This is a genomic window from Haloarchaeobius caseinilyticus, assembly GCF_051207395.1.
Classification (GTDB): Archaea; Halobacteriota; Halobacteria; order Halobacteriales; family Natrialbaceae; genus Haloarchaeobius.
In genome coordinates this window covers 128,669-152,646 of the sequence record NZ_JBPJZC010000002.1, presented here as the reverse complement: position 1 = coordinate 152,646, position 23,978 = coordinate 128,669, and the positions used below count along the sequence as shown (strand labels likewise).

Annotated in this window: 26 protein-coding genes; 7 read left to right on the top strand and 19 right to left on the bottom strand. The window is 57.3% G+C overall.

Annotated features, from left to right (window positions below):
• Positions 1–30 precede the first annotated feature (30 nt).
• The 13 genes from ACSC1P_RS12065 to ACSC1P_RS12005 form a co-directional block, all read right to left on the bottom strand.
• A complete protein-coding gene (locus ACSC1P_RS12065) occupies positions 31–1,452 on the bottom strand; it encodes a small ribosomal subunit Rsm22 family protein (protein WP_435360435.1) in 1,422 nt (473 codons plus the stop codon).
• Positions 1,449–2,273 carry a prephenate dehydrogenase gene (locus ACSC1P_RS12060; protein ID WP_435360434.1) on the bottom strand — a complete coding sequence of 275 codons (825 nt, stop codon included), beginning with the start codon at positions 2,271–2,273 and terminating at the stop codon, positions 1,449–1,451. The genes ACSC1P_RS12065 and ACSC1P_RS12060 overlap by 4 nt, the downstream gene beginning before the upstream one ends.
• 252 nt (positions 2,274–2,525) lie before the next feature.
• Positions 2,526–3,704, bottom strand: coding sequence for a M24 family metallopeptidase (locus ACSC1P_RS12055; protein WP_435360433.1), 1,179 nt, complete (start codon positions 3,702–3,704; stop codon positions 2,526–2,528).
• An 80-nt stretch (positions 3,705–3,784) separates the two neighbouring features.
• Positions 3,785–4,222, bottom strand: coding sequence for a DUF8009 family protein (locus ACSC1P_RS12050; RefSeq protein ID WP_435360432.1), 438 nt, complete (start codon positions 4,220–4,222; stop codon positions 3,785–3,787).
• 85 nt (positions 4,223–4,307) lie between these two features.
• Positions 4,308–4,541 carry a DUF7385 family protein gene (locus ACSC1P_RS12045; protein ID WP_435360431.1) on the bottom strand — a complete coding sequence of 78 codons (234 nt, stop codon included), beginning with the start codon at positions 4,539–4,541 and terminating at the stop codon, positions 4,308–4,310.
• A gap of 92 nt (positions 4,542–4,633) precedes the next feature.
• Positions 4,634–5,053, bottom strand: a complete 420-nt coding sequence (locus tag ACSC1P_RS12040) for a hypothetical protein (protein WP_435360430.1) — start codon at positions 5,051–5,053, stop codon at positions 4,634–4,636.
• A 57-nt stretch (positions 5,054–5,110) separates the two neighbouring features.
• Positions 5,111–5,545: a hypothetical protein gene (locus ACSC1P_RS12035; protein WP_435360429.1), complete on the bottom strand. Its 435-nt coding sequence runs from the start codon at positions 5,543–5,545 to the stop codon at positions 5,111–5,113.
• Between the two features lie 232 nt (positions 5,546–5,777).
• On the bottom strand, positions 5,778–6,806 hold the full coding sequence (locus ACSC1P_RS12030) for a tyrosine-type recombinase/integrase (protein ID WP_435360428.1): 1,029 nt from the start codon (positions 6,804–6,806) through the stop codon (positions 5,778–5,780).
• Positions 6,807–6,809: 3 nt separating this feature from the next.
• Entirely contained in the window at positions 6,810–7,241 is a 432-nt protein-coding gene (locus tag ACSC1P_RS12025) for a hypothetical protein (RefSeq protein WP_435360427.1), read from the bottom strand.
• Positions 7,234–7,812, bottom strand: a complete 579-nt coding sequence (locus ACSC1P_RS12020; RefSeq protein WP_435360426.1) for a DnaJ domain-containing protein — start codon at positions 7,810–7,812, stop codon at positions 7,234–7,236. The genes ACSC1P_RS12025 and ACSC1P_RS12020 overlap by 8 nt, the downstream gene beginning before the upstream one ends.
• Positions 7,812–8,297: a hypothetical protein gene (locus ACSC1P_RS12015; RefSeq protein WP_435360425.1), complete on the bottom strand. Its 486-nt coding sequence runs from the start codon at positions 8,295–8,297 to the stop codon at positions 7,812–7,814. Before ACSC1P_RS12015 ends, ACSC1P_RS12020 begins: the two co-directional genes overlap by 1 nt.
• Entirely contained in the window at positions 8,297–8,650 is a 354-nt protein-coding gene (locus tag ACSC1P_RS12010; RefSeq protein ID WP_435360424.1) for a hypothetical protein, read from the bottom strand. Before ACSC1P_RS12010 ends, ACSC1P_RS12015 begins: the two co-directional genes overlap by 1 nt.
• Entirely contained in the window at positions 8,650–9,138 is a 489-nt protein-coding gene (locus ACSC1P_RS12005) for a PadR family transcriptional regulator (RefSeq protein WP_435360423.1), read from the bottom strand. The genes ACSC1P_RS12010 and ACSC1P_RS12005 overlap by 1 nt, the downstream gene beginning before the upstream one ends.
• A gap of 239 nt (positions 9,139–9,377) precedes the next feature.
• Between ACSC1P_RS12005 and ACSC1P_RS22120 the strand changes: the two genes are divergently transcribed.
• Complete coding sequence (locus tag ACSC1P_RS22120; RefSeq protein WP_492764734.1) at positions 9,378–9,662, top strand: ArsR family transcriptional regulator; 285 nt, start codon at positions 9,378–9,380, stop codon at positions 9,660–9,662.
• 198 nt (positions 9,663–9,860) lie between these two features.
• Positions 9,861–10,730, top strand: coding sequence for a hypothetical protein (locus tag ACSC1P_RS11995; RefSeq protein ID WP_435360421.1), 870 nt, complete (start codon positions 9,861–9,863; stop codon positions 10,728–10,730).
• A 343-nt stretch (positions 10,731–11,073) separates the two neighbouring features.
• On the opposite strand, the gene ACSC1P_RS11990 is transcribed toward ACSC1P_RS11995, so the two are convergent.
• Positions 11,074–11,598 carry a hypothetical protein gene (locus ACSC1P_RS11990; protein WP_435360420.1) on the bottom strand — a complete coding sequence of 175 codons (525 nt, stop codon included), beginning with the start codon at positions 11,596–11,598 and terminating at the stop codon, positions 11,074–11,076.
• 157 nt (positions 11,599–11,755) lie between these two features.
• Between ACSC1P_RS11990 and ACSC1P_RS11985 the strand changes: the two genes are divergently transcribed.
• From ACSC1P_RS11985 to ACSC1P_RS11970, 4 genes are all read left to right on the top strand, one after another.
• Positions 11,756–13,336 carry an SRA domain-containing endonuclease gene (locus ACSC1P_RS11985; RefSeq protein WP_435360419.1) on the top strand — a complete coding sequence of 527 codons (1,581 nt, stop codon included), beginning with the start codon at positions 11,756–11,758 and terminating at the stop codon, positions 13,334–13,336.
• 214 nt (positions 13,337–13,550) lie between these two features.
• Entirely contained in the window at positions 13,551–15,395 is a 1,845-nt protein-coding gene (locus tag ACSC1P_RS11980) for an ATP-dependent nuclease (RefSeq protein ID WP_435360418.1), read from the top strand.
• A gap of 3 nt (positions 15,396–15,398) precedes the next feature.
• Positions 15,399–17,351: an ATP-binding protein gene (locus ACSC1P_RS11975; protein ID WP_435360417.1), complete on the top strand. Its 1,953-nt coding sequence runs from the start codon at positions 15,399–15,401 to the stop codon at positions 17,349–17,351.
• 315 nt (positions 17,352–17,666) lie between these two features.
• Entirely contained in the window at positions 17,667–18,917 is a 1,251-nt protein-coding gene (locus ACSC1P_RS11970) for a DNA cytosine methyltransferase (RefSeq protein WP_435360416.1), read from the top strand.
• 66 nt (positions 18,918–18,983) lie between these two features.
• Here the strand turns inward: ACSC1P_RS11970 and ACSC1P_RS11965 are convergent, their stop codons facing one another.
• The 4 genes from ACSC1P_RS11965 to ACSC1P_RS11950 form a co-directional block, all read right to left on the bottom strand.
• Entirely contained in the window at positions 18,984–19,991 is a 1,008-nt protein-coding gene (locus tag ACSC1P_RS11965; RefSeq protein WP_435360415.1) for a Cdc6/Cdc18 family protein, read from the bottom strand.
• Positions 19,988–20,269, bottom strand: coding sequence for a DUF8156 family protein (locus ACSC1P_RS11960; RefSeq protein WP_435360414.1), 282 nt, complete (start codon positions 20,267–20,269; stop codon positions 19,988–19,990). Before ACSC1P_RS11960 ends, ACSC1P_RS11965 begins: the two co-directional genes overlap by 4 nt.
• A gap of 5 nt (positions 20,270–20,274) precedes the next feature.
• Positions 20,275–20,463 (bottom strand): hypothetical protein, encoded by a 189-nt coding sequence (locus ACSC1P_RS11955; RefSeq protein WP_435360413.1) that lies wholly within the window; start codon positions 20,461–20,463, stop codon positions 20,275–20,277.
• A gap of 232 nt (positions 20,464–20,695) precedes the next feature.
• Positions 20,696–22,186 carry a hypothetical protein gene (locus tag ACSC1P_RS11950; protein ID WP_435360412.1) on the bottom strand — a complete coding sequence of 497 codons (1,491 nt, stop codon included), beginning with the start codon at positions 22,184–22,186 and terminating at the stop codon, positions 20,696–20,698.
• A gap of 182 nt (positions 22,187–22,368) precedes the next feature.
• Between ACSC1P_RS11950 and ACSC1P_RS11945 the strand changes: the two genes are divergently transcribed.
• Positions 22,369–22,995: a site-specific integrase gene (locus ACSC1P_RS11945; protein ID WP_435360411.1), complete on the top strand. Its 627-nt coding sequence runs from the start codon at positions 22,369–22,371 to the stop codon at positions 22,993–22,995.
• A gap of 180 nt (positions 22,996–23,175) precedes the next feature.
• Here ACSC1P_RS11945 and ACSC1P_RS11940 read toward each other — a convergent pair whose 3' ends face one another.
• Positions 23,176–23,973: an FxLYD domain-containing protein gene (locus ACSC1P_RS11940; protein ID WP_435360410.1), complete on the bottom strand. Its 798-nt coding sequence runs from the start codon at positions 23,971–23,973 to the stop codon at positions 23,176–23,178.
• Positions 23,974–23,978: the final 5 nt, after the last annotated feature.

The following is a 23,978-nucleotide window of genomic DNA, read 5'->3' as shown; positions in this document are numbered from 1 at the left end:
GGAGAATCGAGCGCAGCGGATGGGGGTCGCTCAGACTGGCTTCGGGATGCGGTCGATGACGGTCTCTTCGTCGACGACGAGGTTGTACGATGCTTCGTCGTCGTTCCAGAGGGCGAGCACGGACTCGAACGCGAGCAGGTCGCCGTACTCGGCGTCGTTGAGCCCGCGATTCAGCGAAGTCTCTTTCACGCACACCGCGTAGTGGTCGGTCGATTCGGAGCCGTCGCTGATTTTGAAGAGTGGGTTCGCGCCCGATTTGGAGTCGGCGAGGTTCTGTGACAGTTTGACCGCGAGCAGGTCGATGCGACCGGAGATGTGGTCCTCCGAAGCGGCCATCTTCGCGTACGTGTTCACGTTCGGCGTCACGTCGAGGATTCGTTCGTCGTCGTGGCGCAGAATCGTGTACGAAAACTGCACGTCGACGTTGACGAACTCACCGGGTGCGTGGTCTTCGTCGTCCTCGGGCGTCGCCTCGTCGAGGCGGCGCTGGAAGTCGGGGACTGCCAGGTCGGGCCGTACGTCGAACGACCAGCCGCGGTCGCTCGGTTCGTGGCCGGGCCACAGACGAACCGTCGGGGAGTAGACGGTCGCCGTGTCGGTGACGGCGCGCTCTACTTCCCGGAGTCCAGTACTCGTGTTCTTGTCGGCGGGGGCGAGCGCGACGAGCGAGCCATCGTCTGCGACCGCGTCGAGGTACTTCCGGAGGACTGCCTCGGGGTCGTCGAGTTCGTTCAGGACGTTGCCGAACAGGACGAGGTCGTAGGGGCCGCGTGGCTCGAACGCCTCGGCGGTCGACTCCGTAATCTCGGTGTGGAAACTCGGCGCAGTACAGGCGAGAAGGCGTTCGAGAACGGTCGTCGCCGACGACGGTTCGACTGCGTGGTAGTCGACGAGCACGTCGTCTGGCAGGAAGTCGTGGAGGCCGAGTGCCGGGCCACCGACGCCTGCACCGACGTCTAAGACGCGGAGTTTGCGCGGGAGCAGTCGCTTCGACACGAGGTCGTTCAGCACGTACTGCATCGCCGCGTAGAAGTCCGGCAAGTGGTAGAGGGCGTATCCGAGCGAAGCGACTTCGTCGTACTCGACGTTCCGCCGCCGGTAGTAGTCGTCCTTGAGTCGCCGAATCGCGGTTCGGAGCGTGTCGCCAGACTCGCCCTCGAACCAGGCGTAGCCGTACCGGTCGGTCAGTAGGCCTTCGAGTTCTGTGCCGTACACGTCGGGCAGCGCTTCGACCTGTTCGACGGTGTTCGTCACCGGGTCCTCGCCGACCGGGACGAACGTCCCATCGTGTCGTTCGACCAGTCCCAGCGATAGCGCCTCGTCACGGAGGGTCTGTTTGACCACCGCCGGATGCGGCTGGCTGCTGACGTAGTCTGCAATCTCCTCGGGGTCTATCGGTCTGACCTGTCGCAGGTACTTCGCGTTCTCGACTATTTCGTCTCTGTCACTCATGTCGTGTCATCGTCGTCTCTATCGTCGGTCTGTGTCTGCGTGCTGTCTGTCAGTGGACTGCCTGCTTGCGGACTCCCGGCCTCGCGGTACAACTGCTCGAACGTCGGTTCGTCGGCGTCCGCGATTCGTCGGGCAGCGTCGGCGACTTCGTCTGCACCGTCGAACGCGGCCTGAATGCCCGCGTAGACGTGGGCATCGCCGCCCGTCACCTGTGCGGCGAGACCGTCGAGACCGGCCGAAATCGGCGTGTGAAATCGCTCGTCGACCTCGTCTGCGGCGAGAGCGAACGCCAACACGGCGGCGTGTGTCTTCGCCTGCACGGTCGACATCGCCTCGTCGTGTTCGGCCGGCGTCGTCTCGAACAGTCGGTTGCCCGCCTCGGTCATCGCTTCCCGGATTCGGTCCGTGACCGGTCCCGGCGAGTCGGCGACGAGCGGGACGTTCCCGGGGGCGTTCGCGGGTGCGAACAGCGGGTGAAAGCTGACGCGTTCGCAGTCGGCGGCGTGTTCGCGCATCGCCTCGACTGGTGTCTCCATGGTGCCCGTCACGTCGAAGACGGCTCGTTCCGCTCGGTGTGCGTGTTCGGCGATGGCCGCGCGAACGACGCCCATCGGGACGGCGAAACAGAGGGCGTCGAAGCGCTCGTCGGTCGGCTCGTCGTCTTCGCCGTCCGCAGAATCGAGCGAGACTGCACGGCCGTCACACTCGTCGGCTGCGGCTTCGGCGGCGGCTACGTCGGTGTCGGCGAACGCCACGTCGCCCGGGACGGTTCGACCGACCCAGCGACCCATGGCACCGGCTCCGACGACGAGTGTCTGCATCGATTTCGGATAGCTCACCGTGCCGGAAAAGGTGTTCGGTCGGACTTACATCCAGCCAGCGAACATGAACAGACCGGTCGTGACGACGACCAGCACGAGGAGACCGATCATCAACCAGTTGAACGCGCCGTGGGGGGTGAACAGGCGAAGATTCATTGCTATCCGAAGGTTGTCCAACCGACGGTTTAACTGTTGATATTCACCGCGCTGGCAGCCAACTGCGAGACGACACCAACGGCGGACCGTGTCTGGTCAGTCGACGACCAGTTCGATGGGGTAGTCGGTCAGGTTCTCGTAGCCGTCCTCGGTGACGACGACGATGTCCTCGATACGGACGCCACCGACTTCGGGGTCGTACAGGCCGGGCTCGATGGTGATGACGTGGCCCGGTTTCAGTTCGTTGTCGTCGAAGGAGATAGACGGGCCTTCGTGAACGTCGAGTCCGACGCCGTGGCCGGTCGAGTGGATGAAGCCAGTCTCGGTCGACGGGTCGGTGAACACCGTCGGGAAGCCAGCGTCTTGGTACACGTCGACGACTGCCTGGTTGACCGCTTTCCCGGTCGCGCCGGGTTCGACCGCATCGAGTGCGGCCTTGCGGGCCTCGTCGGTAATCTCGTACCACTCGCGCTGGGTCTCCGTGGGTTCACCCTTCAGGAACGTCCGGGTCATGTCCGAGTGATAGCGCGACTCCTTGTTTCGCGGGAAGATGTCCACGATGACGAACTCGCCCTCGTGGATGGGACCGGAGCCACGGTCGTGCGGGTCGGCGGCGTCGGCCCCGGCGGCGACGATGGTCGTATCCAGCGAGCAGTCGTTGCGAAGCAGGGAAATCTCGATTTCTTGCTTGACGAACTCGCTCGTGAGTGCGCCGTCGCCTTCGGGGTTCTGGAGGACGCCGTCTTCGACGCTCGCCCCACGGATGAGTTCCTCCGCGCGAGCCATCGCTTCCTCGTTCGCGCGCTGGGCCTCGCGCACGTGGTCGATCTCCTCCTCGGTCTTCACGGCCCGGATATCGTCGATGACCCCGTCGGATTCGGGCTGCACGTCGAACCCACGCTCTCTCAGTTGGTCGGCGACGCGGACGCCGAAGTCTGCCTCGACCGCGACCGACTCGACGCCGAGGTCTGCGAAGAACTCGACGAGGACCTCGTACAAGGCGTCGTCGCCGTGTTCCTCGCGCTTCGCGTGCAGGTCGTAGTCACTGTGGCGCTTGACCACGTCGGCCCGGCCCTCCTTCTTCGCGCGGCCGTACTCCAGTGAGGAGACGAGCAGTCCAATCGCGTCAGGTGTGTACACCGCGACGAAGGGGTCCGGCGCGCCGAAGCCGGTCGTGTAGTAGAGGTTCGAGTTCGACTCGTCGTCGTAAAACGCGTAGCCGTCGAGGCCCTCGTCCGTGAGGAAGTCGTCCAGCGACGTGAAATCGGGTTCCATGTCCAATCTCTGTTCAGGCAGCGATAAAAACGGTCCCGGTTCCCGCCGTCCGGCGCACTCCCGCACGACACACTTGCTGCTCAGCCCAGAATCGCGACGTCCACCCGGTGTGGGCCACTCGGGAGGTCCACGTCGACCGCATCGACGAAGTGACCACGAACCGCTTCACGCCACTCGGCGACGACGGTGGCGTGGGCCTCGTGATGTGCCTCCACGTCGTACTCGCCCTCGCCAGCAGCTGCGGGTTCCGTCTCGTCGGCGTGTGGGTACGCTGGCGCGGCCTCGTCGACGAACTTCTGCGCCGAGATGTGAAGCGGTCCAGGGCCACCACTCCCGTCGTCTGCAGGTTCGGCACGCTGCACGAGGTGGATTCGTGCGCGGGTTCGCCCTCCGAACGGCGCGGTGATTCGTAAGACCACCTCTCGGCCCTGTGCGGTCGCCTCCAGTGCCGTGAGGACGTCGTCGGCGTGGACCGCGATGGACCGAATGTCGGTCGGGTCGTCGCTCTCCCCTGGCATACTCTCGTCTGTGGGGGCGACGCTATTCAGGACAGCGGTCGACGCAGCGTGTGGGGGACGACCGCAGCGAATCAGGAGTGCGACTTCACTGCTTGTGCGTGAACAGCAGCACGTCGCCCTCGTGCGTCGTCACGCACAGATTCAACAGCTTGCTCAGTTCGAGACTACTGTACTCGTCTTCGCACACGACGAGGTCGTCGAACGGTTCTTCACAGGCCGGACACGCCATCGCGACCGTGTTCTGGTAGTTCTTGATGCCACCGACGTGTTCGCGCGGCGTCACTGACCGGACGAGTTCGTCGTACGTCTCGTCGTCCATACTCCAAAAATTGGCGGTCCCGTGGCATAACTCTTGACCGTCGACGCGGAGCGTGATGGCCCGACACTCCCGTCGGGACCGAGCCAGCCGCCTCACTCGATGCTGAACTCGTCGTCTTCCGGCACGTCCGCTTCGAGCCACGAGAGCGAGAAATCGACGTACCGGCGTGTCTCAGAGTCCATCAGCGACGAGTCGTCGTCGATGGAGACGTCGAACTGGACCATCTCGGGCGGTACGACGGTCGCGCTGTCCTTCCCGACGAGGAACGTGACCTTCCCCAGTCGTCCGGAGTCCGCAGTTCCCTCACCGGCCGTTCGCTGCGTCTCCGTTCGGTCGTCCGACGTGTGGACCGCGTCGTCGACGTTTCGTGTTGTCGATTCAGCAGTGCTCGACTGCCTGCTGGGTGCCCCCGTCTTCGTCGACTGGTGCTGGTCGAGCTGGTCGGCGAACGCACGCAGATACTCGGCGACTTCGGACCGTGACAGCTCGCGGGTTGCTTCGATTTCGGGCATGTGGAAGGGTTCGTCGGGCACTCTGTTGAGATGGGTGTTTGCGTGTGCAAGTCGCACTCAATCGTCGTCGTAGAACGATTCGACGAGGCGACCCCCGGCGTCGTAGTAGAAGACCCGCTCGTCACCGTCGTCGTCCTCCTTGTACAGGTATCGGAGCACCCCGTTCTCGTCGTATCCGTACGTCCTCTCGTCGCCGTCGTCTTCCTCCCGGCGGTAGTACCTGAGCACGCCATTCCCGTCGAAGCGGTACTCCTCCTCGTCGCCATCGTCTTCCTCAACGTCGTAGTAGCCGCCCGCTGGACCGGTGCAGAAGTGGCCTTCCTCGTCGCCGTCTTCCCACGACGCGTACTCGACGCAGTGCGGTCTGACGGTTCGGGTGCGTGGCTGGGCGAGTGCTGGCACAACGGTGACTGAGAGTGCGAGCACGCCGACGCCGGTTTGGAGGTATCGGCGTCTCGAAATGCCGGTCGGTTTAAGCGAGTTCCACATCATCTCCCATGTATAGTAAGGGAGTCCAGAGATATCACCGGGACGTAACCGGGATGTAACAAGAGTACGCGCCCGCCGAAGCCCGTCGCTCGTCGGTTGGTCTCCGTAAAATTCTGATGGACTCGCCGGGGTATAAAAACCCGGAAGGTCCTGTACAGGTTCAGGGATGCATTTTCACTCGTCTTCGTGACAGTACTCAGATGGCTGTGCTCACAGCTGGTGAGGGGTTCTTCTATCATTTATCCGTCAAAAATTCTCGGCGTAGTTCCATCCGCTCGCGCTCGGTGCGTTTGTCGTAGTGCTGCTCGAGGACTTCCTTCGAGGCGTTCATCCGGTCGGAGACGATTTCCTCGGGGACGCCGTCGCGGAGGTGCGTCGTGATCGAACCGCGCCGGACGCCGTGAGGACTCCGCGAACTCGGACACTTGCCTGCGGTGTCCGATTTCATCGCCTCGCACGTGTCCGGGTCGCGGTCGTGCGGGCACCCCCTGAGCATACACGGCCGGGTCCACTGGTAGACGTAGTTCCGAATCGTCCCGCCCGCGATTCGTCCCTGCACCGTCGTGATGAGCGGTTCGCGGCCGTAGTCGTCCGTGGTGTTGACGCGGTTGTGGTCGATGTAGTCCTGAATCACGTCGCAGTAGTGCTCGCCGACCGCGATGATGCGCTCGGCGGCCTCCTGATTTTTCAGCGGTGTGTCGCTCTCCGGACGATGCCGGACCTTCATCGACTGCTGCTCGTAGCTGAAGTCTCTGAGGTCGAATCCGCGGAGCGTGCCGAGTCGGATTCCCGTGTGCCACAGGACGGAGAAGATGACGTGCTCGCGACCCGCGTACTGGAAGCGCTCCAGGTGGTCGATGATCGCGTCGGCATCGTCCTCGTCGAGTTTCTCTTCGCGGCTGGCTTCGGCGGCCGAGACGTTCGGGAGCATCACCTTCTCGCGGAGACCCTCCTCGACGGCGTCGATGGTCGCACAGAACTCGAGGAACATCCGGACCGTGGCGAGGATGCCGCGGAGCGTCACCTTCGAGACTGGCCCGTGGCTTTCGCCGCGACCCTGTCGTCGCCAGACGCGGAACTGGTGCAGGTTCCGTCCGGTGAGGCGGTTGATGTTCTCGATGTCTTCGTCCTCGCACCACTCGACGAACGAGTCCAGGCGGTAGCGTTGGTTCTGGATACTCGACTTCGACAGCTCGGGCTCGCGGTGGTCGAGGTAGAGGTCGACTGCAGTCCGTGGGTCGAGGGGCTGAAGCTTATCCGACATCCTTTACCCCCAGACCTCTCGACACTGCCAGTACTCGTCGCAGGTACGCTCGCGAACGAATCCGCGACCGTCACACGTGACGCAGGTGTCGTTCCCGTCGTGGACGCACTGCCCCTTCGCGTGGCAGATGTCGTCGATACAGCCGACGACTTTCCCGCGACCGTCGCAGCGCGGACAGTCGACGACCGACTCCGAGCGCTGTGGTGGGATGTCGCGCGTGAGGGCTGCGTGGAACCAGCACAGGCCGCCGTGCTGGGTATCGTCGAAGCAGCCGATTCTGTCGAAGTCGTCGTAGTAGGTGCAGGTCTGCGAGCGCGTGCTGGGTCCGTCGGTTACCCCCGTAACGTGGTCGGACTCGTGGAGTGTGCTGGTGTCTGCGTCGACGTCGGCGAAGTACTCGGCTGCGCGCTTGCGCGGGTCGAAGCGGCTATTCATCGAGCATCGCCTCCTTCGCGCGCTGGACGCGCTTGAACTCGTCTTCGCTGCCGCCTGCATCGGGGTGGGCTTCCGAGACGCGTTCTCGGTAGGCCGAGCGAATCGCACTGCGCTCGGCGTCGGCCTCGACGCCCAGGACGGCTTCCGGTGCGGGGTCGCCCGCGATGGCGTCTTCGCCAGCGCCGGGGAGCCGGGCCGCGGCGAACTCCGTGTCGCCCGTGGCGACTTCGCGCTGTGAGCGCATCCGGGTCTCTTTGAGCCAGAGGTAGACTTCGCGGACGTTGTCGCGTAGCTCCTGGTAGGCGTCACAGCCGACGGCGAACTGGTCGCCGTCTTTCGACCACTGGAAGACGAACCCGGGGTCCTCCGGAATCGCGTTGTGGAGCGGCAGGCCGTTCGACTTCGTGTGTTCGTTGCCGATGGAACACCGCCAGTCGTCGGGGTCGAGGCGTTCCAGTTCCTGCTCGATGTCCGTCGTGGTCCGGCCGAGCGTGACGCGGAAGTTGCTGGTCCGAGATCGCTCTCTGGCTGGGGTGCGCTCGCCGAGGCTCGCAGGCCAGTCGAGCGACATTAGGCGTCACCTCCGTTGCCGTCGCAGGGGAGATGATTCGGGAGATTCCCGACATCGTCCGTGCAGAAGGGGCAGGTGAGCCGCCGGTTCTTCGTGCCTCTGGCCCGCCCAGGGTGTTCGTTCGAAACTGACTCGCCGCCGTCGGTCTCGACACGCCGGACGGTCGCCCAGCGACCGAGTTCCGTCTCCAGGTCGTCGTCGCTCTCGGGGAGTTCCGAGACGAGGCCGTCCCACATGATGCGGACGGGCCGGAGTTCGAGGTCGACTTCGACGCTCGACAGCGGGCGCGTGCCCTCCGTGTTCTCGTGTAGACCGGTGACTGTCCCGTACTCGGTGACGATGTTGCCGTTCTGGTGGTACTCGACGGCGACCTCGTCGTCGACGGTGAGCGTCTGGATGTTCGACGGGTCGCGGTGGTCGTTGTCGGGCTGGGCGTCGAACTGGCCGGTGACCTCGCTCGCGCGGTGGAACTCGTCGACCGCCATCAGTTCTCACCTCCGTCGACATCGAGGTCGATACCGAGTGCTTCGAACTCCGCACGCGGGAGCGCGTCACGGTCGATTTCCGTAACTCGCTTCGCTTGGAAGTCGCCGCCGTTCCACTCTTCTTCGGTTTCGAGGTAGCCGATCTCCGCGACGCGCCACGCTGGTAGTTCGCCGTGGCGACCACCCCACTCGATGAAGCGGTAGGAACCGGACTCGGTCATCGCGATGTTTGCGACCGAGATGTGCTCGGTTGTCCCGTCCGTAGTGCAGAGGACTTCGACGAACGCGGGCGTGTGGGGCCGCTTTAGGTCGTCTGGACTAATCGGGTCGACGTTGGAGTTGAGGACGTCCATCAGTCCTCACCTCCGTCGGTCGCGGTCTCGCGAACGTCGACGCCACAGACTTCCGCGAGTCGGGCCGCGCGCGCTTCGAGCATCGCCTCGGCCGCAGTCGTCAGCACGTACTCGTTCGTGCGCTTGTCGAGCGGTCTCTTCGCGAGCAGGCCACGGTCGACCAGCTCGTCGAGGTTCTGGTAGATGCGGCCGTGGTTCAGGTCCTCGCCGTAGCGGTCCTGTAGTTGCTCCTTGATGCCGAGTCCGTAGGCCGTCTCGTCGTCGGCTTCGAGGCAGTAGATGGCTTCGAGCGTGTCGCGCTGGAAGGCGTGGAGGTCGGTCCAGTCCGAGCCGCCGTCGGCGATGAGGATGCCGTCCTCCTGCAGAATTTCCGCGTCGTCGTCGCAGTCGTAGTCAGTCGTCTGTGCGGGCGTCTCGTCATCATGCGAGACACCACCGTCAGTCGTCGATGCGGGCGATTCAAGGCCCGCGGGCGTATCTTCGTACATGGCTTTCGTGCCTGAGTCACGAAGGCCCACGCGGGCCGATGCTCCAACATCGGGCCCGCAGTTTCTCAGCGAACCCGTGCTCGGAGAGCGGCGGGTCCGCGCGGAACCTTCGTCACCCATCAGGTTGTGGGTCCATAACTTAACTCTTACCCACAGCTTGATGGGTGAAACCCACCAAGTATTGGGCGTAATGTCTGACATGAAAACGCTAAAACCACCGGGCAACGGGCTATGCGCCAATGCGCCCGCGTCTGGCTTCGTGGATGACTCCCGTTGACCGCGATATTCTGGAACTGCTCCAGAATGAGCCAGGCGTCCGTGAACTGGTTCTGACCCCCCGGCTGATTGCCGAAAATACTGACTGGGGACGAGATACGGTGCGCGAGCATCTACTCGTTCTTCGTGACCAGGGTCTGGTCGAATACTACGACGAGTCCGCAGGCATCTACCAGCTCTCCGACCGCGGTCGTTCGTACCTCGGCGGCGACCTCGACGTCGACGAACTCGAAGACGACGAGGAATAACTGGGCCGTCGACCCGCCGGAATGTCTCTGTTTCGTACGTCACGCCCCCTTCTCAGATAGCTACTGTAAAAGGCGAAGGGCGGCAGTCATCGGAAACAATCGTTTAGAGCGTTGAGATATTGGGCTCTGACCAATTATTGGCTGAAAATTACTCTGCCCAAAAGACTATCCGGCGGCGGCAAGCTCTTTTCATAAGATATGAGCCCGTATACGTCCGCTGAATCACTCACTGAGTTAGTAACTATTCAACTGGATGAAGACCGGCGATCTGCAATAAACAAGTCTCTCTCAGAGATAAAAGAGGCTTTTAAACCGGAACCCTCTGATTGGAAACCCGGCACACCAGCCAATGATGTAACGTTGTGGCGGTATATGGACTTCACTCAATTAGTTTCAATCTTAGAAAATGAAGAGCTATGGTTTAGCTGTTTATGCCAGTTCGATGACCCCTATGAAGGACTGTTGCCGAAAGGAAGTCGAAACGAAGGAAGAAGAGATATTGACATTCGATACTATATAAAAGAGAATTCAGGAGAAGAGTCTGTAGAAGTTGATGAAGAGCTCTTGAAAACCTTCTTTTCAGACACTTCATTCGCTAATTGCTGGAATATTAAAGATATTCAGTCTGTCGCTCTTTGGGAGCAATATCTCCAAAGCGATGAGGGAGTGGCAATTAAAACAAACATTCAAAATCTAAAAAATTCAATTGATTCAGACGAAGACATCATCTTTGGAGAATTGAAATATATCGATTTCAACGACCCTGACAATTCTATCCCTTCTTCTCCGCATGCCCCTGTATTTCATAAGAGAGAGTTTTTTGAACATGAAAATGAATTCAGAGGGGTCGTGATCGACCACTCTGCCCCGTTCAATGATGAGATACCAAAATCATCTGATGGGAAGCCGAAGGGAATTCCAATAGATATTGATACAGATACCCTAATCGAAGATATTTACGTATCGCCAACAGCACCTAGTTGGTTTTCTGAATTGGTTGAAGATATTGTCAGTAATTACGGCATCGATTGTGAACCCATCCATTCAGAACTTTACGATAGCCCTTGAAGTAAATCTTTGATGGCAATATTGTGGAGCTCTTGCGCCGCTCCAGCACCCTCTAATTCTGGTCGAAGTTAGTTAAAGGAGCAACAAAATACTGGACTAAATCACTACTACACGTTCGAGTGGTGTGCCCGCGTGAAGTGGTTCATAGCTGGGTATAATACCCCTAAGCGATTGCCTTTCCACAGCTCTCGATTCTCTTCGGTGTGGAGGAGACAACGCGGCCTCGAGCATAGTCTCGGCTGCGCGCGTCAGCAATACTTGTTCGTCCTCGGATAGACTCTTCAGACCGATCGGTTCGGTCTTCTGCTCCCGATGCCACTGACAAAGATACCATTCTGGTCTTCTAATTCTCGGGTTGGTATTTACGGAGGAACGACTGAAGGATGGTCGCGAGGCTGCCGAAGACGGTTCCGAGGATGAACGCAAAGCTACTACCGGGGAGGGTTCCGGTGAAACTGAGGATGCCAGACACTCCGATTACGACACAGAACGCGAGAACACCGATTTTGATGATGTATTGCTGGAAGGCGTATTCAGCTTCGTCACGCTGTCGGCTAATCTGTTGCATCTCCCGCCATTCCTTGAGGGCTACCTTGATTACCTCAGTGAGGCTTTCCCCCTCTGCGAGTTCGTTGAGCGCGGTCGCAGCAGGCGGTTGGTCTGGAGTGGGCCTGTTTTCTTCCTCGACCCGGTCGACCATCTCTTGACTGTTATCCGTACCATCGTCGCTCTCGAAGAGAGGTTCGGACTCTGAGGCGTCGTCTCCGGTGTCGCCTTCGTTCGATCCCGAAGAATCAGGAGCGTCCTCGGGCGTATTGGCCACCTCTGCTTGTTCGTCACGCCGACCCTCCCGCGGTTCGTCTGACATGAACGGAGACATGGGTGCGGGTGCGTTTGAACTCTTCGCACACTGTTTCAGAGGATTTGACCGGTAAGAAGGTGTGCGCACGGACGGCACACGATCTGCAGTGCTTTCGGATAAAATCGACCGTAGTTTGAATAGTGCCAGTGGAAAGTAAGACCACATGACCGACTTCGCCCTCCAACGAAAGTTAGAGATCGGAGAAAATCTCTCTCAGGAGGAAGTCGAGGACGCCTTCGGAACCGATTTTGGCTACCAATTCAAAGGAATCACCTATCGCCACCCCGATGACGGGAAGTACGTAATCCTGCTCGCCAACGAGGGAACGATCTACAACGACGAGTTCGGAGGCGGCGACGAATTCGTCTACACTGGAGAGGGTGTCAAAGAGAAAGGCGACCAGTCGGAGACAGCCGCCAATAAGGCACTGCTCGATGCCCGTGATGACCCAATCCCCATCTATCTCTTCACAAGCAAAGATGGCGTCGACGCCTACGAATACCGGGGTATTGCGACAGTAGAAAACCACGAATATGTGAGCGATGGGACCCGGATGATCTACCGGTTCCACATGCGCGAGCGAGGAGCCGATAGCTGGGAGGAATACGAGCAAGGCCCCGAAGCACACGACGACTACACTACCGACAAGCGACTCACGTGCGACCGATTCTTCGGCGGTGTTCAGAACCGTGTCGAGAACCTCCACGAGTTCCTCCAGTTCGTCGACCAGGAGTCACGCTCCGAGGCCGACGTCCACCAGTGGCTCCGAGATTCGTTCGATGCAGAGGGCGAATCGACGAGGAGCAGGTATCTCAACTTCCTCCAGAGCCTCGGCTTGCTCGACGCATCTGGTAGCGAATACCGAATCGGAGCAGCGGGAGAGCACTACCTCACCGAGCCCGACGACGAGACGCTCTTTGCACTCCTAGATGGTGCCGTCGCCGGATTCGACCTCCTGCTTCATGCACTCGCCTCGCGGGATGCACTGACCGACGAGGAACTACGCTTAGTCCTCAACAGCGGTCCGTATGGTCACGACATGGATGGTACTGGCGTCGCCGTACGCCACCGTGAATGGCTCCAGGCTCTGGGGTACGCCGAGCGGGAGAATATGGGGACAGGGCCGAAGAGAGCCAGACTCACTGAGTCCGGGTACGAACTCTGGGAGGCCTACGAAGACGGGCTCGTCACTCAGATACAGACCGGCGAAGACGACAGTGGACCGACGACCGCTCCACTCCAGGATATCGCCGACGACCCAACGCCCGAGTCGACTGGAGAATCACCAGGAGAGGAGACCATCTCCTACGAATCGAACAAAGAACACCAGCGAGCAGCAACTACTGAGCACGAACAGGCGGTCGGCCGGCTTCGTTCCGAATTTGAGGACCGTGGGTTCACCTGCAAGAAGACCCGTCACAGCGACCTGATTGCCTATAAGGAGGGTTCCCCGGTGTTCGTGTTTGAAGTGAAGTCAACTGGGACAGGCGACCTGTGGGCTCGTGTCCGGAAGGCTGTCGGGCAGGTTCTGGAGTATGAATACACCGACGTGATCCAGCGAGAGGAGTTCCCGGGAGACTCGGTGCCCGGCCTGTTCCTGAGTAGCGAACCGCCTGAGCCGATGAAGGACTATCTCTCACACCTCCAGTCCGGACACGGAATCGAAGTGATGTGGTGGGATGACGGGCTCGCGGGACCGTCATTCGGAGACCTCGACGTCGACGAGCTTGAGGGCGAAGAGTAACTGGGTCGTCGACCCACCGGAAATCTCTGTTTCGTGCGTCACGCCCCCTTCTCAGATAGCTACTGTAAAAGGCGAAGGGCGGCAGTCATCGGCAAATGAGGCCTCTGAGAGGAACGTGATTCATTGGCAAATGGCAAGATTTACTGGAAAATTCAATTTGCAACAAATACTTTATACTGCAGTATCATATCTGACGGCCTACGGGTGCATTTCAATGGAACTCAAGCAGTGGGAAACTCGAAACTATAAATCTATCAAATCTGGAGAGTCAATCGACTTTGGAAACATCAATGTGCTTGTTGGAAAGAACAACACAGGAAAGTCGAGCGTAATAGATGCAATCCGCGACTATCGGGAGGCCTTCATCGTTGGAAACAGCGTTAATGCCGAGTGGATTAACAAGAGGGTTACCCGAGACGGCGATGCTCAGCAATTAGAATTCTGCTTTACCTTCAGATTGGATGACAAAGAACGAGAATCGCTATTTCAGGACTTAATTGAAACTGACCAAATTTCGGAGCGACAAAAGGACCTGTGGGACGAAGATACGTTCCGTGAAATTACTCACGAATTGAAACTCAAGCCTTCATTTGGAAGACGGAGTGAGATATCTGGCGAGTCGAATATGTATTCAGAATTTGAGGGCAATCGTGTGAAACTTCGAGAGGGAGACTTAGATGACGAGGAAGTCTCATACCTAAACTTCAACACACTCGCCAATATTGAGTATGACGGAGAGAGAATAGATTGGGTTCCTGTGAAGAAATTATTCGAATCTACACTAGATTCGTGGGAATTCATTGACGCGTTCAGACGTCCGGAAAACGAAAAAGACGCAGTTGAAAGGGACGACCTTGACGAGGGAGGTGACAATCTATCGCAAGTGCTGCTGACGCTTGCTGCAAACAACTACAAGCAATTCCGAAAAGTATCGGATACCTACAGCAATGTGATGGAAAACATCGACTCAGTCAAATCACCACTCAGAGGTGATCAAACAACTGTTGAGATTAAGGAGAAGGGATTCTCGGGGTCATTCGACCTTAGTGAGATTTCCGCTGGGTCGAAGGAAGTTCTGACCCTCATTACACAAATTGTCCTTGCTAACGAAGGTTGTAACATGGTCTTCGTCGAGGAACCCGAAATTCACCTGCACCCAGGAGCGCAGAGAGAGATATTCAATCTCATATTAGAGGAACTGGGTAGTTTAGATGGCCCTCAAGTGGTTCTGTCCACTCACTCTAGCGTATTTGTTGATCACGAACGAGCAGATACCATAATCAGCGTAAAGCGTGATGGGCCGACTACCCTCTCTCAGTCGGAAGAAGACGACATTAATAACGATCTCAAGGACCTTGGTTACCGCTTTAGCGGAATGTTGAGATGCGACGCTATTGTAATCGTCGAGGGGACATCAGACAAGACGATTTTGAAAACCGTCGCTGAGCATTACGGATTTAATTTCGAAGAAAACAGAATCGGGGTCGCAGACATGGACAATAGCGTAACCTTGGTGAAACATTCTCGATCATTGGTTAAGATTCTATCTGTGTTTTCGATTCCATACTTGTTCATCTGTGATTCGGACCTCACCGAGCACCTTCCAAATTACGATGTAAGTGGTGACGATGATCACCTCGCGCCAATAGCTATCGAGGGTAAGATTCGAGATTACATCAACCGTGCTGATGATGGTGAGGTTTGGTGGGAAGAAGCAGACGAAGACCAAGTCTATGTCTGGAGGGAAGAAGAGATTGAAGCATACTTGCTGTCGGACAGAGAGGCAGTAATTAATTGGTCGGCGGTCGATGAGGATACTATCGACGGAATATTGGATAATGAGGAGTTGGATCCCGATGAAAAATTAGAAGAGATTTGTAGAGAGAAGAGGCCGCATCTAAGTGAAGACCTGGACTCGTTTATTAAACCCACTGACACATCTGATCTCGCCAGCCGGGTCGGTCTGGATCGAATCCCTGGAGAATTTCATAATGTGATGATTCGGATTGGAGAATTAGTCGGAGAGGGCGAAACGATTGAGGAGAGAATACCGGAGTAATTCATGAGTCCAAACAACAATAAGAATCAGCGTTCCGAACTGGAAATGCGATTCGACCTAAACGTGCTCAAACACTTAGGTCTGAAAATGTACACCAGCCTGCCTGCTGTAATCTCAGAATATGTCGCAAATGCGTGGGACGCTTGGGCTGAGAACGTAATCATTTCTGCTCCTCAGGACGAGAGTATGAGTCCTGATTATTCCATCTCTATCTCAGACGATGGGAAAGGGATGACCAAGCAGGAGGTGAACAACGCGTTCCTCGTTATTGGCCGAGATCGTCGCCAAGACGAGGAAAAAGACACCGTTGAAAAAGATGGTAAACAGCGGAAGGTTATGGGGAGGAAAGGAATCGGGAAGTTGGCCGGGTTTGGAGTGGCAGATGTTGTCGTTATTCGGACAGTTAAAGATGGCAACTTCGTCGAGTTCGAGATGGACTATGGCGAGATGAGGGAAGAAGCAAAAAACGATCCTAACGCGACTACGACGTACAATCCCCGCATCATCGATGAGGGGGCCACCAATGAAGACAGTGGCACTACGGTGACTCTCAAGAAATTCGAAAGGGAGAACCGTCCTCGTGAAAACTATATTAGGCAGCGAATTGCCCGTCGGTTCAGCGTAGTCGGCGACAATTTTGAAGTCTACGTCAATAGCGAGGTAGTCTCTGGCGAGGAGAGAAATCTGAAAGACCGTTGTGAATTTCTCAGAGAATATGACGAGATACCGATTGATGAGGAAGAGAAGTACAAAATAAACGGCTGGGTCGGAACTCTTCCAAAACCAACTCCTTCGAACGTCCAAGGTGGTGTGACGGTCATGGCACGAGGAAAAACTGCCCAAAAGGCGTCCACCTTTGGAGTTGCAGAAGGTGGGACGCGCGGTCAGATGGCTCTTCAGTATCTCGTTGGAGAGATTCACGCAGACTTCCTTGACGATAATAATGACCTCATCGCAACCCACCGAAACGAAGTACTGTGGGACAAGCCGATCGCATCCGAGTTGCGGGATTTCATCGTTGCAGAAATCGTAGATATCTGTAAACAGTGGCCCGATAAGCGGAGAGACGAGAAGGTCAAGGAGATGAAGAAGGAGGAACCGTATGAGAGATATATCGAACCGCTTGACGACCGAGAAAAGAGTCTTGCAGACAAGTTTTTAGGAAAACTTGCTAGGCAAGGGGATTACGACGACAACACGGTTCGTGAAATGGCTTCGTACGTTTCTTCTGGAGTACAGCAAAAGTCATTCCAAGAACTTCTACGAGAGATTGAAAAATCTGACATCTCCAACACGGAGCAGTTAGTCGAACTTTTCGACCAATACGAAGTTTTAGACGCGATGAATTCGCTTCGAATTGTGCGAGGGAGGTACTTTGCCATTCAGAAGTTCGAGCAGCTTGTGGAGCGAGATGATGCAAATATCAAAGATCTCCACGGGTTCGTGAGTGACAACCCTTGGCTGATCGATCCGAGATGGGACTATTTAGAAGAAGAACTAGATGTGCGTGAAGAGATTCACGACAGCTTCGATAACACGAAATCCAACAGCCGTGTCGGATTTATTTGCCTTGGAGGTGCAGATACAATCCGCTTAATCGATATTCGGAATCCAGACCATGTTTTGGATGTCGATGACCTCAACCAATTCAAAGATTACGTCGACTATCTTAGAGCAATCTCGGATATGAGTCCAATTGACGGGCGTGGCGTAGAGGGCTATATTATAGCGAACGACAAAGAAGATAACCGCCAGGTTGAGTCCGAAATCAAGCGAATGAAGATGGACGACATGAGAATCCGGACTTATGATGATATCAAACAAATCGCTCGACGTTCGCACAAAGCGTTCTTGCAAGTGTTCGAACGGAAGGCGGACAGGACAGATAGCGAGATGCTGAGGACGTATATTGATGGCCAGTCTTCACTTTCAGAGTTTGGCGTTGATCCTTACTGAACCTCTGGGGAACTCGCTGTTGACAAAGGGTATCTGCTCGGTCTCTCTCATCTCTCAGAGGTACTCTGAACTGAATAACACACACGATGTCCCAGGTAACTGCTGAACATTGTGGTTGGAAACAGGGCTTTGCATTTGGTCTCGATTATGAGCGCACCCGTTGAGCGGACCGATAGATGTACCCAATTGAAGCTTAGAACTACCATCAGTGAACTCCCCAGGAAATCTTAGATGCAGTAGAAATTTTGTGGAAGAAATTAGACGTCGGACTTTTATCCGAGGAGCCTGATAGACCCTATAACGAGGTGAGCATCTATGTCTAAGCCGAAAGTGGTCGATTTGTTCTGTGGCGCAGGTGGTGCGTCGATGGGGTTCGTGAGGGCTGGCTATGAGGTTGTTGGGGCAGTCGATGCGGACGAGACTGCTCTCGACACATACAAAGAAAACCTCTGTGGCGACCAAACTGTAATCGACGAATACCTTGGAGAGGTCAGATTTGATGAACCACTGCGTGCAGACCTGAGCCGTGGGTACATAGACGATGAGGTAGACGAGGGGCTCCCTGAGATTACCTTCGAAGATATCAGGGGCCGTTTCGATTTGGAACCGGGAGAGGTAGACGTAATTTGTGGATGTCCGCCGTGCCAGAATTTTAGTAGTCTACGGGATACGGAACCCTGGCCCGAGGAGAAGCCGAAAGATAACCTCTTACGGGCGTTCGTAGAGTTCATCGAGGAGGAGGTTCCTGATGTGGTCTTCTTCGAGAACGTACGGAACATCATGACTGCTGGTGACGATGTCCCGTCGATGTATGTCGACTGGCTCAAGCGGTCGATGTCCGATATTACTCGTGAAGGGGACTCAGAGGATGAAGGTGGATACGGTGTTGCGCTTGATGTCTTGAACACGGCGGACTACGGTGTTCCACAACGTCGTGATAGGACCATCGGGCTGTTCGTATACGGGAAGGATGACGAAGAGATGTCCCTACCGGAGCAGACACACGCCGAAGAGCCATGGGAAGACAGCACGCTTCAGGAGTGGGTTTCAGTCAACGAAGCTCTCGGTCGACATGACGACCTGAAACAAAACATCGAATCTGGAGAAAAGCAGATAGATGTTGAAGGATATCCCGACGACCCAGAACATCGCTCACGTCGGCATCAAAAACGAAGCATTGAGCGAATGGAAGCGATTCGCCGGCACGGTTGGGGCTGGCGAGACCTCAAAGGAACTGACGATGAAGAGTACATCGTCAAGGCCCACAGGAACTTAGAAAGCGGAGCAGACGCAGCCTACGGAATTATGGATGGAGAAGTTCCTGCACCGACGCTGACGACGCGGTGTACGACACCGAGTTCTGGACGTTTTACCCATCCGAGGATGAACCGGGCCCTCACCGCACGAGAGGCAGCTTTACTCATGACCTTCCCCCGATGGTTCAAACTACCAGATCAGAACGATGCCGCCGAGCGTGTCGTGGGTAACGCTGTCCCGCCCTTACTGGTCGAACGCGTTGCTGAGTCAATTTTGGACGTGACTCTTGACCCGGTTACAGCGGACTGAATACGCCAGCGTGTTCAGCCACGGAAACGATTGCACCATCGATCCTCGGGAAGGTACTTGGAGAGATTACCCGTAACTGTCGCAGTTGTATCTGATACCCTTCCCTTTTCCTCTTGACTGAACCACTCCTGCTTCCTCCATCGCCCGCAGATACTCTCTCCTCGTACTCTTCGCTCGCACCTCACTCGCCTGCTCCTCGTACAGTTCGTGCAACGTCGACGCCGACACCTCGCCCTGCTCACGGATAATCTCGTGCAGCAGTCGCTGATGCGTACTCAGGGTCTCGACGTACCGAGTCGCAATCTCGGCCCGAGCATCGTCAGCCACAGCGACCACGTCGTCGAGGCCGACCGTCTCCCGATCTGCATCCAGACACCGCTGGGCGGCGTGGCGAAGTAACGAGATACCCAGCCGCGCGTCTCCGGCCGCCACGTCCGCCACTCCTTCGACCACCTTCGGCTTCACCGAGCCCTCTCGAAAGCCGACCTCGACGCGGTCGTCGAGGATGTCCACCAGCTCGGCGTGACTGTAGCGTTCGAGCGTCACCGACCGCGCCGACCGGAGCCGCGAGGCGACCCGCTGGTCGAGGTCGCGGAACAGCGTGTCCTCGTCGACGCACACCAGGACCATCGACACGTGCGGAATCTCGTACAGCGACTGCAACACGCTCTGGTCGTCGAGGATGTCCACCTCGTCCACGACCGCGACGAACTGCCCGTCGAAGTCCCGCAGGCGCTGGAGGAACAGCCGCGACGGCGTGCCCTCCATCCGCAGGTCCATCGCGAGGTTGCCCGACCGGGTCAGCTCGAACAGCGCGCCCGTTCGCGACGACTCGCTCATGCAGTTCACGTAGCCCCAGTTGACCCCGAAGGCTTCCCCCTCCAGTCGCTCGCAGGTGTACTTCGCCAGCGTCGTCTTCCCCACGCCGGACGGACCGGTGAGGATGACGTCCTCGCCGTTGCTCCCATCCGCGAGCGGAGCCAGCGCGCTCGTGAGCGCGTCGATGGCTCCCTCCCGGTGGTGGAGTTCCTTCGGCACGAACTGCTGGTCGAAGGCGCGTGCGTCCTGTATCATGCGTCCTCCTCGGCCACTTCCAGAGCGGCCTCGAGTTCGTCGACGCGCTCGCGGAGGTCCCGAATCTCCTGCTGCTGGCAGGTGTCGATAGAGAGCATGATGGTCTCGCGGTGGTTCGGACCGTACCAGTAGCCTGCAGCGTGCGCGACCCGATGCACGTGTTCGACGACTTCCTCGAACGACTGTTGGTTCTGGTACACTAGGGCTCGCTGGAACTCTTCGACGTCGCTCTCCCAGTCCGCCACCTGCTCGCGGTAGGTCGGTATCGTCTTCCCCATCGGAATCACACTCGCTTCCGTTCAGCTGGGTCCATCGCGTCGACCTTCTCGCGACACCTCTGCGCGTAGTCGATGACTGCCGCCTGCGGGTTGTCGCCGACGCCGACCGTGTCGGTCGAGTCCTCGGTCGCGCTGTAGGTGTCGTCGTCTTCTCTCGATACTCGGATGCTGAATAGTCGACTGTTCCAAGCCATCACGAGGTGGGAGGTGAGGGTATCAGATAAGCTTCAGAGTGGTCGTTCCGGAAGTTCCGGAAGTGGGCTATCCCTCGACGAGGGGGTGATTCAGAGACTAAGAAGGGAGAAATGCTGCGTTCCGGAAAGGGGCCGGAAAGCGTTCCGGAAAAATTCCGGAAGTGAACTACGCTGTTGGTGTCGGGAGTAGCTATGACCGCCAACGTGTGTTCAATAAGTGTGAACTACCGCGTCAGTCCCAGCCGTCCTGATCGTCGTCGTCCTCGTCCCACACTTCGTCATTATCGAGCGGGGATGCGTAGCGGTCTATCCAATACCCGATGTGCCACCCCGTTACGTCGCCCTCGAGGTCTTTGATGTAGATCGTTCCGCTCGTGTAGTACTCCAGTGCATCATCCGCGTCTGGTGAGTCACCCCAGAAGCTGGGGCAGCTCCCATGTTCGAGATCACACTCACTCCCTGGATCCTCTCTCACTACGATGTCAGCGTCCGAATTGATGCCGACGTACTCGATGACCAAGTCGTCTGGCTGACTCGGACTATTCTGTAGGTGCTCCACGACCGCTTTCGTCTGTGACTCCAGGTCACTGCTGGCCGAACTGGTGATTCCGACCGTAATCGGAACCTCCTGCCAGCCGATACTCCTGTTCCGGGCGTCGGTAATCGGTTGCCGGTCCGCGGGACCTGATGCAGCCATCAGTGGCATCGGCTCTACTCCGTGACCGAGCCCGAGGATATGACCAAACTCGTGCTTTATCGTATCTGTAGTCGAGTCGTCTGTGTAGCCATCTGTAATTCGTACCTGAATCTCGTTGTCAGCCGGTTCAGTCTGACTTAATCGCGGGGCACAGCCGAGAGTAGTAGAAGGTGATATCGAGTATCCGCAGTCGTCAATCGACTCGACGAGTTCTACCTCGATGTCGGGGCTCTGGGCATTCGGTCTGTACTCCCAGATGATGTCATAGTCACCGTAGCTGGAATTTGACCAGTACTCCAGTGAATCACGTACCAGAGGGCTAATATCGCGGTCTGAATTGCTCGAGCTATCGACGCCGACGATGACCGTGTCCTTCTCGGTCCAAGGGTCTCGGAGCGACGGGCTGTTGACTTCCCAGCTGTTGTAGTCGCTCACTTCGTAACCGTATATTCCAGCCAGTGCCTCTCTAGCGAGCATTTCTGTGTCCTCGCTAGTGTACCGACTCGATACGTTGAGCGTGAGCGTCTCCTTGATGACGGAGTCAGAGGTTACTCGTTCGGTGCAGAAGAGGAAGGTGTCACTGCTGTACTCGCCAGCACAGCGAATTATCGTCGGGTGGAAATTGAGTAGGAGATCCGGATTCGAAGCATCGGGAGCAAACTCGAGTTGCACTGGGTCTTCCCGATAGCGAGATGCGCTCTCACGGTCGGTCTGCCAGTGAGATACCGCGTCCTCCGCAATGGCGGTGAAATTCACGGTTTGGTTCGTTGGCGCAGAGACACCGACAGTGATAGTCTCCGAGTCGAAGGGGTTCAGCCGAGGAACAGCGGTTGCCGTCGGAACCGAGGTCGCTGTTACAGTGTTCGTTTCCGTCTCGGCGGTGGTGGCCGTATTCGAACTCGATTGGGTTATCGTAGAATCAGGTGACTGAGTCGGCGGTTCTGTTTCTGATTCGGTTACGGAACTACATCCGGATAGAACGAGGAGGACAGCAAGCAGAATGGTGAGCAGTTGCTGACGAGCCATGAAGACGTATATCCAGACATAACAAATAATATTTCTGGTAGATTTGCGTACGCTGAACAGGCGTGGAAGAACGTCGGACTTCTAAGAGAAGTCAGACGCGAAGTCGCGTTTTCGCCGCGAATCGAACCGATATTCGTCGAAGCCGAGGGTCTATGTGTCTGTGTTCTCATGAGTAAACAGGCATGAGAATTGAGACGGTGAAGAGCCGAGACCACGTCGACGAGCCCAGGCCAGCTGTCTGGCTCGAACCAGACGAGTACCAGGAGCTGCTCCGCGCTGCGGAGAGCTTCCGCGACGAACTGATTCTCCGACTCGGTGGCGAGGTCGGACTTCGTTCGTTCGAGATACCGCAGATCGAGCCGAGCCACGTGAAGCGCACCGTCGTCGAGGACGGCGACTACTTCTTCCTACGCGTGCCCGAGGGCAAGGATACGACCGGCGGCGGTGGGAAGTCTCGCGACGCCTATCTCCCGCGGGACGTGGAGCGACTCATCCATCGCTACCGACGCAACGCGGAGATCGGCGAGGACGAACCTCTCGTCGACCTCGTCCCGCGGTCAGTCCAGCGAGTCGTCCAGCGGACCGCGGCAGCCGCTGCTGAGCAATCTGGAGAGCGGGACTTCGCGATGGTTCGGAGCCACGACCTACGTCGCTACTTCGGTCACCAGTGTCTCGCAGAGAAGCGGATGAACCCGCGCGTCGTGATGGACATCGGCGGGTGGGACAGCTACTCCGCGCTCGAGCCGTATCTATCGAAGCCGTCGACGTCGACTATCGTCGAGGAGTTCGAACGGTCGGGGATGGCGTAGGAGAGAATTGTTCGGTGTCGCTCTCTACTAAACGAGCACAGGCAGCCCTGCACTCTCGGTCTATCAGTGGGATTCGCGACTCATATCCGAAACAGATGTGCAGTGGTTGATGAACTCAACCTCTGTATCCAGAACACAGTTTGTATTAGCCTCTGAGAGGTTCAACAGAGCCAGAACCGGTTATTTGACCAAGGCGACTTTCGCGTGGTCGATTCGCTCGTACCAGTCCTCGGGCATCATCGCGTCGACCTCAAACTTCCACGTTTCGCCTGCGCCGAGGTCGGTGATGTTCGTGTACCCACCTGCGATGACAGTACCTTCCTTCGAGTAGACTTTGGCGCGTGCCTCCAGGTAGCCTTTCGTTACGTCGGTCGTATTTGTCGCTCGTCCGACGACCTTCGGAGACGAATAACCGTCGGATGGCATCTCGATAGAGTGACTCTCTAACTTAGCCCAGTCCGCAGCACTTGACGTAAATCGGTCGGCACTTTTCAGTTCGACCTTTCCGCTCGCAGGTTCGTCACTACCGTAGTATTGGGTTACGAACTCCCAGATTTCGCCTGAGTCAAGATCTTCCATGAGGACAGTGTTCGAATCGAGAAGGTTGTCTTCATCATCGTAGAACTTGACAGTCCCCTCCACCCATCCGAGGCGGGCACTTCCCGTGTTCTCGATACCACCGAGAACTCCGTACATCGTATCGTACTCGGTTTCTGCAGTGAAGAATTCCGAGTGGATTACTTCAGCGCTCGCCGTCCCCTGCGAAGTCTCGGTTTCGGTCTCAGTCTCGGTCTCTGTTGTCGTTTCTGTGCTAGTCTGTGTATTAGTCCCAGTGCCTCCTGTTGAAGCTGTGGTGGTCATTTTAGAGGTAGTGCCAGAACTGTTCTGATATGTCGCAGGCTCTTCCTCCCCTGTACACCCAGCTAACGCAACAGTCCCCGTGGTTCCAATCAGCGTAAGATACTCTCGGCGGCGCATACCAA

What these genes read in the sequence shown, in the direction of transcription:
- ACSC1P_RS12065 (WP_435360435.1), bottom strand. Translation starts at nt 1,452, where the DNA reads ATGAGTGACAGAGACGAAATAGTCGAGAACGCGAAGTACCTGCGACAG.
- ACSC1P_RS11985 (WP_435360419.1), top strand. Translation starts at nt 11,756, where the DNA reads ATGACCGACTTCGCCCTCCAACGAAAGTTAGAGATCGGAGAAAATCTC.
- ACSC1P_RS11940 (WP_435360410.1), bottom strand. Translation starts at nt 23,973, where the DNA reads ATGCGCCGCCGAGAGTATCTTACGCTGATTGGAACCACGGGGACTGTT.
- ACSC1P_RS12025 (WP_435360427.1), bottom strand. Translation starts at nt 7,241, where the DNA reads ATGAATAGCCGCTTCGACCCGCGCAAGCGCGCAGCCGAGTACTTCGCC.
- ACSC1P_RS11955 (WP_435360413.1), bottom strand. Translation starts at nt 20,463, where the DNA reads ATGGCTTGGAACAGTCGACTATTCAGCATCCGAGTATCGAGAGAAGAC.
- ACSC1P_RS11945 (WP_435360411.1), top strand. Translation starts at nt 22,369, where the DNA reads ATGAGAATTGAGACGGTGAAGAGCCGAGACCACGTCGACGAGCCCAGG.
- ACSC1P_RS12050 (WP_435360432.1), bottom strand. Translation starts at nt 4,222, where the DNA reads ATGCCAGGGGAGAGCGACGACCCGACCGACATTCGGTCCATCGCGGTC.
- ACSC1P_RS22120 (WP_492764734.1), top strand. Translation starts at nt 9,378, where the DNA reads ATGCGCCCGCGTCTGGCTTCGTGGATGACTCCCGTTGACCGCGATATT.
- ACSC1P_RS11960 (WP_435360414.1), bottom strand. Translation starts at nt 20,269, where the DNA reads ATGGGGAAGACGATACCGACCTACCGCGAGCAGGTGGCGGACTGGGAG.
- ACSC1P_RS11970 (WP_435360416.1), top strand. Translation starts at nt 17,667, where the DNA reads ATGTCTAAGCCGAAAGTGGTCGATTTGTTCTGTGGCGCAGGTGGTGCG.
- ACSC1P_RS12030 (WP_435360428.1), bottom strand. Translation starts at nt 6,806, where the DNA reads ATGTCGGATAAGCTTCAGCCCCTCGACCCACGGACTGCAGTCGACCTC.
- ACSC1P_RS12010 (WP_435360424.1), bottom strand. Translation starts at nt 8,650, where the DNA reads ATGGACGTCCTCAACTCCAACGTCGACCCGATTAGTCCAGACGACCTA.
- ACSC1P_RS12020 (WP_435360426.1), bottom strand. Translation starts at nt 7,812, where the DNA reads ATGTCGCTCGACTGGCCTGCGAGCCTCGGCGAGCGCACCCCAGCCAGA.
- ACSC1P_RS12040 (WP_435360430.1), bottom strand. Translation starts at nt 5,053, where the DNA reads ATGCCCGAAATCGAAGCAACCCGCGAGCTGTCACGGTCCGAAGTCGCC.
- ACSC1P_RS11995 (WP_435360421.1), top strand. Translation starts at nt 9,861, where the DNA reads ATGAGCCCGTATACGTCCGCTGAATCACTCACTGAGTTAGTAACTATT.
- ACSC1P_RS12005 (WP_435360423.1), bottom strand. Translation starts at nt 9,138, where the DNA reads ATGTACGAAGATACGCCCGCGGGCCTTGAATCGCCCGCATCGACGACT.
- ACSC1P_RS12035 (WP_435360429.1), bottom strand. Translation starts at nt 5,545, where the DNA reads ATGATGTGGAACTCGCTTAAACCGACCGGCATTTCGAGACGCCGATAC.
- ACSC1P_RS11965 (WP_435360415.1), bottom strand. Translation starts at nt 19,991, where the DNA reads ATGATACAGGACGCACGCGCCTTCGACCAGCAGTTCGTGCCGAAGGAA.
- ACSC1P_RS11950 (WP_435360412.1), bottom strand. Translation starts at nt 22,186, where the DNA reads ATGGCTCGTCAGCAACTGCTCACCATTCTGCTTGCTGTCCTCCTCGTT.
- ACSC1P_RS12060 (WP_435360434.1), bottom strand. Translation starts at nt 2,273, where the DNA reads ATGCAGACACTCGTCGTCGGAGCCGGTGCCATGGGTCGCTGGGTCGGT.
- ACSC1P_RS11990 (WP_435360420.1), bottom strand. Translation starts at nt 11,598, where the DNA reads ATGTCAGACGAACCGCGGGAGGGTCGGCGTGACGAACAAGCAGAGGTG.
- ACSC1P_RS11975 (WP_435360417.1), top strand. Translation starts at nt 15,399, where the DNA reads ATGAGTCCAAACAACAATAAGAATCAGCGTTCCGAACTGGAAATGCGA.
- ACSC1P_RS12055 (WP_435360433.1), bottom strand. Translation starts at nt 3,704, where the DNA reads ATGGAACCCGATTTCACGTCGCTGGACGACTTCCTCACGGACGAGGGC.
- ACSC1P_RS12015 (WP_435360425.1), bottom strand. Translation starts at nt 8,297, where the DNA reads ATGGCGGTCGACGAGTTCCACCGCGCGAGCGAGGTCACCGGCCAGTTC.
- ACSC1P_RS11980 (WP_435360418.1), top strand. Translation starts at nt 13,551, where the DNA reads ATGGAACTCAAGCAGTGGGAAACTCGAAACTATAAATCTATCAAATCT.
- ACSC1P_RS12045 (WP_435360431.1), bottom strand. Translation starts at nt 4,541, where the DNA reads ATGGACGACGAGACGTACGACGAACTCGTCCGGTCAGTGACGCCGCGC.